This is a genomic window from uncultured Candidatus Thioglobus sp. (assembly GCF_963981275.1).
Classification (GTDB): domain Bacteria; phylum Pseudomonadota; class Gammaproteobacteria; order PS1; family Pseudothioglobaceae; genus Thioglobus_A.
Genome location: NZ_CAXCCZ010000002.1, coordinates 1 through 14,666, shown reverse-complemented (window position 1 = coordinate 14,666; position 14,666 = coordinate 1). Strand labels below are relative to the sequence as shown.

Genomic DNA, 14,666 nt, shown 5'->3' with positions numbered 1-14,666 from the left:
TTATGTATAATGTTGCAATATGTTTACCAGAAACGACATTCCAAAACTTAAACAAGACCTAATTATTGAGTCAAATTTACTTGACCATGCGTTAAAGTTAAAAACCCGTTGGGGGGTTTTTAGCCCCAGAGCAATTGACGATGGTACAGTGATGTTTATGCAATATCTTGATATTGCTAAGGCAGATAAGTGTCTAGATTTAGGCTGTGGTTACGGCCCTATTGGTTTAAGTGTGGCCAAATCTTGCCCTGAAGGGGAGGTGCACATGGTCGATAAAGATTTTATCGCAGTTGAACTGTCCAACACTAACGCCAAGCTTAATCATATTAATAACGCTGAAGCTTATTTATCTGATGCGTTTTCAGCTGTCAATAAGCAAAATTATTTTGATCAAGTGCTATCTAATGTGCCAGCCAAAGTGGGGCGTGAGCAGCTTAGCATTATTTTGTATGATGCTTATGACGCTTTAAAACCGGGTGGTAAAATTACTTTTGTAACTATTAATGGCTTGCGACATTTTATTAAAGATAACTTTAAATCGGTCTTTGGTAATTATAAAAAACTTAAGCAAGGGCAAAAATACACAATTGCACAAGCAATTAAATTATAAAAGTCTAATATACGAGTACAATACTCGGTAATTTATTAATCATTAGGAGTTAAACCATGGATGTAATGGAAAGAATTCAAGCACAAGTAGACAGCGCACCTGTTGTTCTTTACATGAAAGGCACACCACAATTTCCACAGTGTGGATTTTCTGCAACAGCAGCACAAACATTAGCTTCTACGGGTGTTGAGTTTGCTTACGTAAATATCTTTGAAGATCAGGAAGTGATGCAAAACTTACCTGCTTTTCAAGATTGGCCAACATTTCCACAAATTTACTTTAACTCTGAATTAATGGGTGGTGGTGATATTATTGTTGAAATGGCAGAAATGGGTAGCCTAAAAGGCGCCATGGAAGAAGCGGTAGAAAGGTTTAGTAAAAAATAATCTTCGCCTTTTACTTTCTGATTGCGCTAGATTTTAAAAAAAAGTATTCAATTGTATAGTTTTACTACACGCTTTCATATTTTTAAAATCCGCCTTACATAAAGAAAAAACTTGTTTATTCAGTGTTAACACCATGAGTTATTTATAAGTTTTGCAACTTGTGACCATGTTCTTTAAGCCAGCTTTTGCTGGCTTTATAGTTTGGGAGTATTTGCCCAACTAAATGCCAAAAATCCTTTGAGTGATTCTTATGAATGGTATGGCATAACTCATGCACAATTACATAATCAACCACACTCATTGGCGCCATTATGAGCAAATAATTTAGGTTAATGTTATTTGCACTACTACATGACCCCCATAAGGTTTTTTGAGTTTTTAGCCGTACCTGGTTGTAATTAAGGTGATGCTTTTTTGCATAATATTCAAGACGTGGTAGGGCGATCTTTTTAAAAGCCGCCTTGTAGTAAGCTAAAAATTCTTGTTTACCGCCCGTGCTAAGGCTAAATGTCTGCCCATCAAACCTTAGTCCTTTCGCATTAGCTGTGTCAATATTTAGTGGGTATTCATTACCTAAATATAAGAATTTTTTACCTTCTGTGTAGCTAGGTTTTCGGGGTTTATTGGCATGCATAGAGCTTGATTTCTTATCAATCCAATCAGATTTTTCATCAATAAATTGCTCTATTTTTTTAACCGATAACCGATTCGGCGCTCGCACAATCAGCTCAGCATTTTGGTTAATTTGCAAACTTAAGGTTTTACGCTGTGAGCGAATCAGTTGATAGTCCACAATTAATATTTAACCTTATAAAATCTCTCATTCATGAAATTTCCGAATTTTTCCAATACTATTGCTTTCAGTAGTGTCATAAGGGTCAAAAAAAACTATAAAAGCATCAATTTACGCCCATTTTATGAGAAGACAAGGCCTGTCCAGATGCTTCTGATACGGATAAAGCGTATCTTAAAGTAATGTTTTCATGATTTGTATTATTTTTGAAATTTTTTAATCAACCCAAGCTCTAGCATTTTCAAACATTCTCATCCACGGACTACGCTCATCCCAATCTTTTGGATGGTGTGAGTGTTGCACAGCTCTAAATACACGCTCAGGATGCGGCATCATAATGGTGACGCGTCCAGAATCGTTAGTCACACCGGCAGTTGCTAGGTCTGATCCATTTGGATTATGCGGGTAAGTTTGGGTGGTATTACCTTGATGGTCAACATACTGTAAAGCGATATTATTTGAATTGCCAGTAAAGCTTGCTTTACCTTCGCCATGGGCAATGGCAATTGGCATGATAGAATCTTGCATACCGTTTAGGAATATGGAGTTAGACTTGCCAATTTTAACACTGGAGAATCGCGCTTCAAATTGCTCAGAAACATTACGAGAAAAGCTTGGCCAGTTTTGTGCGCCAGGGATGATTTCGCTGAGGTTTGAAATCATCTGACAGCCATTACACACACCCAGGGCGAAGCTATCATCACGATTAAAGAATGCTTCAAAATCCTCTTTGGCACGTGCGTTGTAAAGAATTGAGCTTGCCCAGCCGCGACCTGCACCGAGTACATCTCCGTAAGAGAAGCCACCACAAGCCACAAAGCCTTTGAATTCATCTAGGGATAATCTACCTGATAGAATGTCACTCATGTGCACATCAATCGCATCAAACTCAGCTCTATCGAACGCAGCGCCCATTTCCACTTGACCATTAACACCTTGCTCCCTCAGGATGGCGATTTTTGGCTTAACATTGGTTTTGATATATGGCGCTACAACAGACTGATTAAGGTCAAAACTTAGATCGGTTTTGATACCATTGGTTGTTTGACTGATCGCGTCAAATTCTTGCTGGGCGCAGTCAGGGTTATCTCTAAGTTTGGCAATTTGGTAAGAAGTTGAAGACCAAAGTGCATGTAGCTCAGCACGAGGCTGAGAATAAATCACTGAGTTATTGGTTGTAATTTCAATGGTATCGGCATCATTGATACTGGCAATGGTGTGCGTACAATTGGACAACCCTGCGGCATTTAAAGCATCACTAACAGCTTGTCTGTTTTCAGACTTAACCTGAATGACACAACCTAGCTCCTCATTAAATAGTGACTCAATACTGCTATCAGTGTTGATGGTTAAGCCGCAATGTGAGGCAAAAGCCATTTCCAATAAGGTAGTGATAACACCACCGTCAGAGCGGTCATGATAGGCGCTAATTAAATTGTCTTTGTTGAGCTGGTTAATAACCGTAAAGAAACTCTTAAATAGGGCTGAGTCATCAAGATTTGGCGCAGTGTTGCCAATCTGGTTATATACTTGAGCTAAGCACGATCCACCCATTCTATTTTGACCAAAACCAAGATCGATTAACAATAACTCTGAATCTGATTCAGTATCTAGTAAAGGGGTTTTTTGCGCTCTAACATCTAGTGTTTTTGAAAAAGCTGTAATAATGAGTGACAAAGGCGAGGTGACAGACTTGTCTTCGCCATTTTCATCCCAAGAGCTTTTCATACTCATTGAGTCTTTACCAACTGGCACGGTTAATCCTAGTTCAGGGCATAAATCCATACCCACAGCTTTAACAGCCTCAAAGAGTTTAGCATCTTCACCTTTGTGTCCGCTGGCACTCATCCAGTTTGCACTCAGACTAATGTCATGGATATCTTCAACATAACCACCGAGCATATTGGTTAGCGCTTCACCAATCGTCATGCGTGCTGCAGAATTTGCATCACATAGGGCTAATGGTGTGCGCTCACCAAGTGACATGATCTCGCCTTTATAGCCAACATAATCAGAAATAGAAATAGCACAATCAGCCACTGGCACCTGCCATGGACCGACAAATTGATCCCTAGCTACCATGCCTGTTACACTTCGATCGCCAATGGTGATAAGGAAATTTTTGCTGGCAACAGTAGGAAGCTGTAAGATTCTATTAATAGCTTCATCAAGCTTTATGTTGCTAGTATCTAATGGATTTAGGTTAATGTCTTGGGTACTGGCATCAATGTTAGTTTTTGGCGGGTTACCCAATAAAACAGACATCGGCATATCAATTGGCGTGTCTTCAAATAGCTTATCACTTAAGACTAGCTCTTGTTCTTTGGTAGATTCACCCAATACGGCAAAAGGTGCACGCTCACGTGTACAGATGTTTTCAAATAAAGCCAAACTTTCTGGGGCAATAGCAAGAACATAACGCTCTTGTGATTCGTTACACCATATCTCAAGTGGCGACATTTGATTGTCATCATTTGGAATGTTGCGCAACTCAAAACGACCGCCACGTCCAGAATCGTTTACTAGTTCTGGTAGGCCGTTAGATAAGCCACCCGCACCAATATCATGAATTGAGATAATTGGATTGCTATCGCCTAAATTGGCACAGCGATCAATTACCTCTTGGGCGCGTCTTTCCATCTCAGGGTTGGCACGCTGAACCGAGGCAAAATCTAAATCTTCACTTTGCTCACCACTCTTAATTGAAGAAGCTGCGCCACCACCCAGGCCAATGAGCATAGCAGGACCACCAAGTACAATGATTTTACTGCCAACAGGGATTTCACCTTTTTTAATGTGTTGCTCTTGAATATGCCCCAAACCACCGGCTAACATAATTGGTTTGTGGTAGCCACGAACATCACCCTCTGGGGTGTCTTGTTCGTAAGTTCTAAAATAGCCCAAGGTGTTAGGGCGGCCAAATTCGTTGTTAAAGGCGGCAGCGCCAATCGGACCTTCCAGCATAATATCGAGTGCTGAAACAATTTGAGAAGGCTTGCCATGCTCAACTTCCCAAGCTTGAGTGGCGTTGTCAATTTTTAAATTTGAAACACTAAATCCGCACAAACCCACTTTAGGTTTAGAGCCTTGACCGGTGGCACCTTCATCACGAATTTCACCACCTGAGCCAGTTGCTGCACCAGGGTGTGGGGCAATAGCGGTAGGGTGGTTGTGAGTTTCAACCTTCATTAATATCGCTCTGTGTTCGTTGGAGCTGACATATTTACCATTTTCATCGGCATAAAAACGTTCACCTTCAAGACCTGCCATAACAGCTGAGTTGTCTGAGTAGACACTGAGCAATCCTTCAGGATGCTTGTGATAGGTGTTGCGAATCATGGAGAAAAGACTTTTTGCTTGTTCGATTCCGTCAACCGTCCAATCGGCGTTAAAAATTTTGTGACGACAATGTTCAGAGTTTGCTTGTGCAAACATCATGAGCTCAATGTCAGTTGGGTTGCGCTCTAACTTTGTAAAGCTTTCTAGTAAATAGTCAATTTCACTATTCGATAGGGCAAGTCCAAGTTCGGCATTGGTTTTTTCTAGGGCTTTTTTACCTTGAGTTAAAATATCAACACTGGCAAATGGCTGAGGCTCAAAATGATCAAACAGGGTGTGTGCATCTTCTATATTACTAAGTTCTGACTCTGTCATTTTATCCATAACACAAGCTAAAACTTTTGCTTGATTGGTGATTTCAGCATCAAAATGATAAATAACAGCACGCTCTATACGCTTGATTTGCGATAGATCACATAAGTGCATGATATCAGTTGCCTTGGAAGACCAAGGAGAAATGGTACCAAGTCTTGGAATGATAATAAGACTTGATACTGCGTTGTTAATACTGAGTGAATCGCTATAAGCTAGTAGTTGGGCAAGTTGTTTTGTTTTGTTTTCATCAAGACTATGATTAAGGTCGGCAAAGTGAATAAACTCAGTGCCCAATAAGCCTAATCCTGCTTGAGCTTGAGTAATCTTTAACTGTAAAGCTTTAGTCTTAAAGGTGCCTAATGCACGAATACCTTGATGAATGTGAATCATAATTGTGCCATCACCTCGTCAGAGATATCAGCGTTGTGATAGACCTCTTGAGTGTCGTCTAAATCCTCTAATCGATCAATCAGTTTCATGAATTTTTCTGCATCCCCTAAATTAAGCTCAACTCGATTTGCCGGCTCCATAGTGACTTCAGCATGGCTAGACTCTAACCCCGCTTCAGTTAGTGCATCTTTTACGGTGAAGAAATCTTCAGGAGAGGTTAATACGTCAATTGATCCATCGTCATTGGTAACTACGTCATCTGCGCCTGCGTCGAGTGCAGCTTCCATGATGGCGTCTTCATTGGCACCAGTAGCAAAGCTAATAAAACCTTGCTTGGTAAATAAATAAGACACGGAGCCATCAGTGCCTAAATTGCCACCATGTTTAGTAAAGGCGTGACGCACATCGGCAACTGTACGATTGCGATTATCGGTTAGCGTATCCACCATAATAGCAGTGCCACCAAGGCCGTAACCCTCATAGCGTACTTCATCATAGTTTTCACCTTCTAAATCGCCACTACCGCGCTTAACTGCACTTTCAATAGTGTCACGCTTCATGTTGGCAGCAAGTGCTTTATCGATGACCATTCTCAGGCCTGGATTGTTTTCAATGACACCGCCACCAGCTTTGGCAGCAATAACAATTTCCTTAATAAGTTTGGTGAATACCTTCCCGCGCTTGGCATCTTGAGCACCTTTTCTGTGCTGAATATTGTGCCATTTAGAATGTCCTGCCATGATTAATGTCTCCGAAAATATGAGTAGTTTGGATTTTACCGTTTATGCAGTAAAGTCGAGTAATTTTTGTATGGAATTTTTTGCTTTTTGATTAATAGAAGGGTCAATTTTTATTTCGTTATTTCCAAATTTGATTGTGTTTAAGCAGTTATCCAGTGTGTTCATTGCCATCCATTCACAGTGTGCACAAGACTCACAATCGGCACCTTGGCCTGCAGTAGGCGCTTCGATTAGGGTTTTATTCGGTGCAACCTCACGCATTTTATGAAAAATACCATTGTCAGTCGCCACAATAAAAGTTTGTTCGTCGCGATCTCTAACAGCATTAATGAGTGCCGTAGTTGAGCCAACAACATCAGCTAAATCAACCACTTCTTGTGGCGATTCAGGATGAACCAAGACACCCGCTTCAGGGTGGTGGGCTTTTAGGTTGGCCAATGCGTCTGCTTTAAAGCGCTCATGAATAACACAAGAACCTTGCCATAGTAGCATGTCAGCACCAGTTTCTTGCTGGACATAATTACCCAGGTGTTTATCTGGCGCCCAAAGAATTTTCTTACCTTGTTGTTTAAGGTTTTTGATTACTATTAAGGCACTACCTGAGGTGACTACCCAGTCAGCTCTTGCTTTAACCTCAGCAGAGGTGTTAGCATAAACCACCACAGTGCGATCAGGATGCTGATCGCAAAATTTTGAAAATTCATCAATAGGGCAATCTTCATCAAGTGAGCAAGTGGCTTGTTCGTCTAGTACTAACACGGTTTTTTCCGGAGAAAGGATTTTAGCCGTTTCCCCCATAAATTTAACCCCGGCAACGACAATGGTATCTGCTGTAGAACTTTGACCAAAACGCGCCATCTCTAAAGAATCTGAAACAATGCCACCAGTTTCTTCAGCTAAAGTTTGTAGTTCAGAGCTAACGTAATAGTGCGCCACTAAAACAGCATTTTTAGCTTTTAATTCTGTCTTGATTTGATCGGTAATGCTCACAAAAACTAATCTTTTTTCGGCAAGCTCACTTGTACACTTAATTCTCTAAGTACTTTTCTTGGCACTTGTGCAGGTGCATCGGTTAATAAACAAGCCGCTGTTTGAGTTTTAGGGAAGGCAATAACATCACGAATAGAATCACTACCTGTCATAATCATAACAAGTCGATCCAGGCCAAATGCCATGCCACCATGTGGAGGACAGCCGTACTCTAGAGCATCAAGTAAAAAGCCAAATTTATCTTGCGCATCTTCATCAGAAATACCTAGCAGTTTCAAGACGGTTTGTTGCATTTCAACCTGGTGAATACGAATCGATCCGCCACCTACTTCAGAGCCATTAATAACCAAATCATAAGCTCTTGATAAAGCGGTTGGGGCGGTTTTCTCTAGTGTTTGAGCATCAACGCTTGGCGCGGTGAATGGATGGTGAATAGCGCTTAAAGAGCCGTCATCATTTTCGTCAAACATTGGGAAATCAACCACCCAAATTGGCGCCCATTTTTTATCAAATAAATCTAAATCTTTAGCCAGCTGCTCGCGTAAGTTTCCTAATGCTTCGTTAACGATTTTAGTTTTGTCCGCACCGAAGAAAATAATATCACCAGTTTGTGCGCCTGTCATTTCAATTACTTTTGCAGTGATATCATCACCTAAGAATTTTAAAATTGGTGAGGCTGGACCATCTTCATTTAGCTTAATATAAGCCAAGCCTTTGGCGCCATAGATGCTGACGTATTTGGTGTATTTATCAATTTTCTTGCGACTGATTGTTGCACCACCTGGAACGCGCAAAGCAGCAACACGAGATCCTTCACTGCTGGCAGGGCCAGAAAATACTTTAAAATCAACCCCTTGCATAAGTTCATCGATATCTGTCATTTGCATGGAAATACGCATATCAGGGCGATCAACACCATATAGGTGCATGGCATCTGCATAAGTAATACTTGGGAATTTGTCACCCAAATCAACGTCAATGGCTGATTTAAACATGCCGCGAGTTAGCTCTTCCATCATCGCCATAATTTCATCTTCGTTCATGAATGACGTTTCAACATCAAGCTGGGTGAATTCTGGTTGACGATCAGCACGCAAATCTTCGTCTCTAAAGCATTTAACGATTTGATAGTAACGCTCAAAACCTGACATCATTAACAGCTGTTTGAATAGTTGCGGTGATTGTGGCAGTGCAAAGAATTCACCTGGATGAGTGCGAGAAGGCACTAAATAATCACGCGCACCTTCAGGGGTGGCTTTGGTTAAAAAAGGCGTTTCAATATCTAGGAAGTCGTTGTTATCCATAAACTCACGCATAAAGTGCGTTACCTTTGAGCGTAGACGCATGCGTTTTTGCATGGCATCACTGCGTAGATCTAGGTATCGATACTTTAGGCGCACTTCTTCAGAAGTGTCTGTTGCATCAATTTGGAATGGTACTGGCTTTGAAGTGTTAAGAATCTCAATATGATCAGCAACGATTTCAATCCCACCTGAGGCTAGCTTTGGATTTGTCATTCCTTCGCCACGAGCAATTACTGAGCCCGTAATTTTTAAGACGAATTCGTTACGAATGCTTTCGGCCAAAGAAAAATCGCTGTTATCTGGATTGATCACCACCTGGGCAATGCCGCGTTTATCGCGCATGTCTAAAAAGATAACGCCACCATGATCTCGGCGACGGTTGACCCAGCCGCAAATTTCAACAGTTTGACCGATATTTTCTTGGTTTAATTCGCCACAATAGTTCGTTCTCATAGTTTTATCCTTTTGGTAATTCGTTTGGTTCTACCACACCGGTAGAGATAATTAGTTTAAATGCTTCGTCAACACTCATGTCTAGTTCAATTATTTCAGCTTTTGGTAGCATGATAAAAAAACCAGAGGTTGGATTTGGGGTGGTTGGTACGTAAATATTAATAATTTCTTCGCCAATCTTGTTAGCAACTTCACCTTGGTAGGTGCCCGTTTGAAAGGCGATTGTCCATAGACCTTTACGCGGATATTCAACTAAAACTGCTTTCTTAAAGCTGTTTCCAGTGGGGCTGAGTACAGTATCAGAGAGTTGTTTTAGAGCTTTGTAAATGCCACGAAACCCTGGGATTCTGTTGAGTAGCTGCTCCCATAATTCGACCAGCTTTCTACCGATAAAATTACTCACTAAAGCGCCAGTAAAGATCAGAATTAGTATTACCCAAACAATACCAGATCCAGGAATACTACCCTCGAGGTTGAATAATGATTCGGGTAAATACTCAGGCGGTACAATATCGTTAACCAATTCTAAAAAGAACTTGATAACAACAATACTTAATCCTAGTGGAATCCAGAAAAGTAGGCCAGAAATGAAATAGTTTCTTAGGTTTTTCAACGCTTACAGTTGGGTAGTCATAAAAAGTACTTATTTTAGCATAAGCAGCTATAAGGTTAGATGTCCTCTTCGGCTCTAAGTGTAAGGATTTCGTAACCATTTTTGGTTACTAAAATTGTATGCTCCCATTGTGCTGATAATGAGCGATCTTTAGTGGTTACTGTCCAGCCATCAACCTTAGAAGTGGCCACTTCAAAACTACCAATATTAACCATGGGCTCAATAGTGAATGTCATGCCTTGTTCAAGGACTGGGCTAGTATTGACATTGCCATCATCGTAATGCACTACTTGAGGTTCTGAGTGAAATTTAAGGCCAATGCCGTGACCACAATAATCATGCACAATTGAATAATTATTATTTTGCGCGTGGGCGCCAATAGCAATGCCAATTTCACCCAGTCTAATACCTGGTTTTACTTTTTTGATACCAATGTATAAACATTCTTGTGCAATGCGACAAATACGCTGAGCCTTAACGCTGGCCTTGCCAATTACAAACATTTTTGAGGTGTCGCCGTGATAATCGTCTTTAATGACAGTGATGTCAATATTGACGATATCTCCTTTTTTGAGTAATTTATCTGAAGGAATGCCGTGACAAACGACGTTATTAATACTGGTACAGATTGACTTTGGAAATCCGTGATAATCAAGTGGTGCAGGAATGGCACCTTGTTCATTGATGATATAGTCGTGGCAAATTTTGTCGAGTTCATCGGTGCTAATGCCAGCCTTAACAAAAGGTGTGATCATCTCTAAAACCTCTGCAGCTAGGCGCCCAGCTGTACGCATTTTTTCGATTTCGTCAGCTGATTTAATATCAATAGCCATGTTTTATTTGCCTAATGTTGTTTCACGGTTTTCCAAGGCTTTAATGCGATCTTCAATAGGAGGGTGTGAAGAAAACCAAGAGGCAAAGCCTTTTTTATCGTTAATGCCAAAGGCTGCCATTTGCTCAGGCAGTGCTTCTGGCTCTACTTGGCCAAGGCGTTTTAATGCACCGATCATATTTTGATGTCCAGCCAAATCTGCTCCGCCCGTATCAGCCACAAATTCACGCTTGCGCGACACATACATTACAATCGTTGAGGCTAAAATTGATAAGACGATTTGGGCAAATAAAGTGGTGACAAAGTAGCCGATACCATGTCCGCGTTGATTTTTTAGAATAACGCGATCAACAAAATGACCAATCACTCTTGAAAAGAAAATTACAAAAGTATTAACCACACCTTGAATCAGAGTGAGAGTAACCATGTCGCCATTTGCAACATGACTCATTTCATGGCCAACGACCGCTTCAATTTCACCTTTATTCATATTATCAAGCAGGCCTTGAGAAACCGCAACAAGTGCTTTATTTTTACTCATGCCAGTGGCAAACGCGTTCATGGAAGCTGAAGGGAAAATGGCCACTTCAGGCATGCGAATACCAACAATTTTCGCCTGTTTTTCAACTGTTTCTATTAGCCATTTTTCTAAATTGCTAGTGGGTGATTCAATAACAATAGCGCCAGTCATGCGTTTAGCCATCCATTTGGAAATAGCCAAGGAGATAAAGGCACCGCCAAAACCAAATACAGCAGAAAAAATGAGTAGCGCCTGTAAGTCAAGATCTGAACCATTCTCTTTTAAAATCCCTTCAACACCAAGCAGGCTTAAGGTGATGCTTAATAGGATAAGAATAGCAATATTGGTCATTAAAAATAAAAAGATTCTTTTCATGGGTGCCTCTTGTTTGATATTAATTGAGTATTAGATAGGGGTATTATCCAATAGATTCAAGTCTATTGGGTTACAATGATATTTAATGATTAAAATTTTTATAATACTAGCATTGTTTCTTTCTGGCTGCGAGGATCAAATTGATGATCAAAATCCAGTTTTAAAGGAGTCAGACACCTCTGTTGTCAAAAAACATCGCCATCCGCCAGCGCCAGAAGAGCCTGCAATTTGTGCTGAGTTGTCAGTGATGGAGTGCTTGAGGATTATTATCCCAGCTATCTGGGATCAAGAAGTGGAGCGAGACTGCTCTTAACTAGAGTTTTAGTTGGTCTGACTCAGGTAGTGTAATATCAATTGGTTGCTGGTCAATAGGGCATTTAAAAACTAAATTTACAGCTTGTAATTGCAAATCTTCTGGATGATTTTTTTGAGCAGTGCCGTAGAGTCTGTCGCCAACAATAGGAAATCCAAAGCTTTTTAAATGTTTTCTAATTTGGTGCTTTCTGCCAGTTTCAATGCGCACATTAAGCAGGGATTTTTCTTGGTTTTCTGCAAGTTTAGTTACATGGCTTAAGGCATGTTTCTTATCAATATCCCCATCTAGGCTAACCTTGTCAACTGGAAAATTTGCAGCAACAATAGCCAGATAGGTTTTTTTGATTAGTCTATCGGCAAATAATTTGGAAAAATCCCTGGCCATAGTTTTTGAGTGTGCCAGTATCATTAGGCCGCTCGTAGCACGATCTAATCGATGTACTAGAAAACTAGGCTGGTCTAATTTTTTTTCAACCAGTCGAGTTAGTGCGCAATGATCTCCCCATTTTGAGCCCTGAGAAAACACACCGGCAGGTTTAAACCAAATACTATAGCCTTTTTTATCTAGCAGTAGAGTGGGCTGAGTAGGGTCTGAAGATAGAATTTTTTCATTAAAATAAATATATACTTCGTCGCCAATTTTTAACGGCTTTTTAATGCGTCGAACTCGGTTGGTCTTTTTGCCCGTTTTTAGCCAAACACAGCCTTTGTCAAGTGCAGACTTAAGTGTTTGTTTTGATAGATGTGTTGATTCTGCTAACGCATCAATTAATAATTGATTGTTAGTTTTAATGATGATTTTTCTTTCAATTATAGTGGTCATAAATTAAAATAATACCTATGAATACAATAAACAGATTTTTATTTAAAGATTTGAACATTCGTGGCCAGCATCTTTCACTTAATGATGCTTGGCAAGAAATGATTCAAAATCGTAGTTATAGCCCTCTAGTTCGCCAATTATTTGGTGAGTTGAGCGCTTTAGCAATCTTTTTGGCCAGTGGCATGAAGCATCAAGGTAAGCTTACTCTGCAAATCCAGGGTGATGGAGTTGTTAGTTTGCTGCTCGTTGAGGTGAGTAGTGAGCTTAAGATTCGCGGCATGGTGAGAGCAAATGGCACTATTAAGCCAAGTGATTCTTTGGATAAAATTTTGGGTAAAGGGCAAATTGTTGCCACTTTATACAATGCACAAACAGACCACAGTTTTCAATCATTAGTTCCTAGAAATTCACAAGGTTTGGTTGCTACATTCGAAGATTACTTTTCGCAGTCGGAGCAGCTTGATTCAAAATTATGGGTTTCGTCAACTAAGGATAATTTATCAGCCATGCTCATTCAAAAAATGCCAGAAGCGGATCAATACAATACCGAGGGTTGGCATAGAGTCTGTACACTAGCAGGTACGGTTACTGATAAAGAGCTGAGTGAGCTGGATGCAGAGCGGTTGCTTCATCGCCTATTCCATGAAGAGACTTTGCAATTATTTGAGGCAGACTGGGTGAGCTATGAATGCACGCAAAATAAAGAACGCTTTGAAAAAATTATCTTTGATTTAGGTGAGCAAGATGCGCGAGATTTGCTCAACGAGCAAGGAGAAATATCTATCCATAATGAAATCTGTAATGAGCATTTATTTTTTGATGAACAAGATGTTAATCGTATTTTTACCTCTAAATTTCCAGAGGAATAATAATGAAAAATATCATTTGGACCAAACCAAATTGCTCGTACTGCACTCGAGCAAAAAATATGCTGGATGAAGAGGGTGTTAGATATGAAATTCGTTTAGTTGATGAGGTTACGTGGACTAACAGCGATATGCTTAAAATGGCCCCGAATGAGCTAACTTATCCTCAAGTTTTTCTAGGCGACAGGCATGTTGGTGGATGTGATGATCTTGAGGCGTATTTAACACTACGAGAAATGGGGATAGAGGTTTAATAAAGAGCGTAATGAGCCCATTTTTTTTGATTCATAATCATGGTGGGCGTGAGGTTTTCTATACTATCTTGGCAGTATTTGGCTTTTGTTATCTTGAGAGTCGATAAGCTTGCCATCGTAATAGCATACAAGCATTTCTTCAATTGTATTCCAGCGAACACTATACATATAATCGCCATATATATATGTTTCCAAAGGCTGGTTTTTGTTGATAGGTTTAGAATCAATTAAAACACCTTTTTTCATTATATTTATACAGTCTCTTAGAGAGGGTTGATTATTTTCATAATCACTTTTATCAAGTATCCAGCTGTTAGAAAAAGCAAAAGTTGAGATGAGTAAAAAAACTGTTAAAAAGACTATTTTTATATAACTAATTATCAAAACCATCCCCCCATTTACACGCATGCAATTTTTATTAACATTGTACTAATAAGCCGACTTATTATCAAGCAAATCATATTTCAAACTAATATCGCCAAACAATAGATTTAAAATATTTACTTCTATGATACGTTTAATTGTCTATTCGTATCATTTTATGATATTTAGATGATGCTATTTATGTGGTTTTATTATTAAGTGGAAATTAACACAATAGACTGCTCCAGATAAATTGCACGCAAAAAGGCACAGAAAGAGGTTTTCCTATGTCTTTATTTGAATGAAGTTGTCTGCAAACACAGACAGAGTATGGGGCGAGAAACGGGGTTTGAACCCGCGACAACCGGAATCACAATCCGGGGCT

At 39.9% G+C, this 14,666-nt stretch carries 15 protein-coding genes; 5 read left to right on the top strand and 10 right to left on the bottom strand.

What is annotated here, in order from left to right; genetic code table 11:
* Nucleotides 1–19 precede the first annotated feature (19 nt).
* Both ABNR88_RS00495 and grxD read left to right on the top strand, forming a co-directional pair.
* Nucleotides 20–610: a methyltransferase gene (locus tag ABNR88_RS00495; RefSeq protein ID WP_291927540.1), complete on the top strand. Its 591-nt coding sequence runs from the start codon at nucleotides 20–22 to the stop codon at nucleotides 608–610.
* A 56-nt stretch (nucleotides 611–666) separates the two neighbouring features.
* The gene (gene grxD / locus ABNR88_RS00490; protein ID WP_291927537.1) at nucleotides 667–996 is read left to right on the top strand and encodes a Grx4 family monothiol glutaredoxin; all 330 of its coding nucleotides are present in this window, start codon (nucleotides 667–669) and stop codon (nucleotides 994–996) included.
* 142 nt (nucleotides 997–1,138) lie between these two features.
* On the opposite strand, the gene ABNR88_RS00485 is transcribed toward grxD, so the two are convergent.
* The 8 genes from ABNR88_RS00485 to htpX form a co-directional block, all read right to left on the bottom strand.
* Nucleotides 1,139–1,789, bottom strand: a complete 651-nt coding sequence (locus ABNR88_RS00485; protein WP_291927534.1) for a SprT family zinc-dependent metalloprotease — start codon at nucleotides 1,787–1,789, stop codon at nucleotides 1,139–1,141.
* A 216-nt stretch (nucleotides 1,790–2,005) separates the two neighbouring features.
* On the bottom strand, nucleotides 2,006–5,833 hold the full coding sequence (gene purL / locus ABNR88_RS00480) for a phosphoribosylformylglycinamidine synthase (protein WP_291927531.1): 3,828 nt from the start codon (nucleotides 5,831–5,833) through the stop codon (nucleotides 2,006–2,008).
* Nucleotides 5,830–6,573: a YebC/PmpR family DNA-binding transcriptional regulator gene (locus ABNR88_RS00475; protein ID WP_291927528.1), complete on the bottom strand. Its 744-nt coding sequence runs from the start codon at nucleotides 6,571–6,573 to the stop codon at nucleotides 5,830–5,832. Before ABNR88_RS00475 ends, purL begins: the two co-directional genes overlap by 4 nt.
* 42 nt (nucleotides 6,574–6,615) lie before the next feature.
* Nucleotides 6,616–7,563, bottom strand: a complete 948-nt coding sequence (gene nadA, locus ABNR88_RS00470; protein ID WP_291927526.1) for a quinolinate synthase NadA — start codon at nucleotides 7,561–7,563, stop codon at nucleotides 6,616–6,618.
* Nucleotides 7,564–7,568: 5 nt separating this feature from the next.
* Nucleotides 7,569–9,320 carry an aspartate--tRNA ligase gene (gene aspS, locus ABNR88_RS00465; RefSeq protein WP_291927525.1) on the bottom strand — a complete coding sequence of 584 codons (1,752 nt, stop codon included), beginning with the start codon at nucleotides 9,318–9,320 and terminating at the stop codon, nucleotides 7,569–7,571.
* Between the two features lie 4 nt (nucleotides 9,321–9,324).
* Nucleotides 9,325–9,933 (bottom strand): DUF502 domain-containing protein, encoded by a 609-nt coding sequence (locus ABNR88_RS00460; RefSeq protein WP_291927522.1) that lies wholly within the window; start codon nucleotides 9,931–9,933, stop codon nucleotides 9,325–9,327.
* Between the two features lie 56 nt (nucleotides 9,934–9,989).
* Nucleotides 9,990–10,766 (bottom strand): type I methionyl aminopeptidase, encoded by a 777-nt coding sequence (gene map, locus ABNR88_RS00455; RefSeq protein WP_291927518.1) that lies wholly within the window; start codon nucleotides 10,764–10,766, stop codon nucleotides 9,990–9,992.
* Nucleotides 10,767–10,769: 3 nt separating this feature from the next.
* Nucleotides 10,770–11,660 (bottom strand): protease HtpX, encoded by an 891-nt coding sequence (gene htpX, locus ABNR88_RS00450; RefSeq protein ID WP_291927516.1) that lies wholly within the window; start codon nucleotides 11,658–11,660, stop codon nucleotides 10,770–10,772.
* Nucleotides 11,661–11,745: 85 nt separating this feature from the next.
* Here htpX and ABNR88_RS00445 point away from each other — a divergent pair, with 85 nt between their 5' ends.
* The gene (locus tag ABNR88_RS00445) at nucleotides 11,746–11,973 is read left to right on the top strand and encodes a hypothetical protein (protein WP_291927513.1); all 228 of its coding nucleotides are present in this window, start codon (nucleotides 11,746–11,748) and stop codon (nucleotides 11,971–11,973) included.
* Here the strand turns inward: ABNR88_RS00445 and ABNR88_RS00440 are convergent, their stop codons facing one another.
* Complete coding sequence (locus ABNR88_RS00440) at nucleotides 11,974–12,798, bottom strand: RluA family pseudouridine synthase (protein ID WP_291927510.1); 825 nt, start codon at nucleotides 12,796–12,798, stop codon at nucleotides 11,974–11,976.
* A 17-nt stretch (nucleotides 12,799–12,815) separates the two neighbouring features.
* Between ABNR88_RS00440 and ABNR88_RS00435 the strand changes: the two genes are divergently transcribed.
* Nucleotides 12,816–13,667: an Hsp33 family molecular chaperone HslO gene (locus ABNR88_RS00435; RefSeq protein ID WP_291927507.1), complete on the top strand. Its 852-nt coding sequence runs from the start codon at nucleotides 12,816–12,818 to the stop codon at nucleotides 13,665–13,667.
* 2 nt (nucleotides 13,668–13,669) lie between these two features.
* Nucleotides 13,670–13,918 carry a glutaredoxin gene (locus ABNR88_RS00430; protein WP_291927504.1) on the top strand — a complete coding sequence of 83 codons (249 nt, stop codon included), beginning with the start codon at nucleotides 13,670–13,672 and terminating at the stop codon, nucleotides 13,916–13,918.
* A 63-nt stretch (nucleotides 13,919–13,981) separates the two neighbouring features.
* Here the strand turns inward: ABNR88_RS00430 and ABNR88_RS00425 are convergent, their stop codons facing one another.
* Complete coding sequence (locus ABNR88_RS00425; RefSeq protein WP_348669752.1) at nucleotides 13,982–14,326, bottom strand: hypothetical protein; 345 nt, start codon at nucleotides 14,324–14,326, stop codon at nucleotides 13,982–13,984.
* Nucleotides 14,327–14,666: the final 340 nt, after the last annotated feature.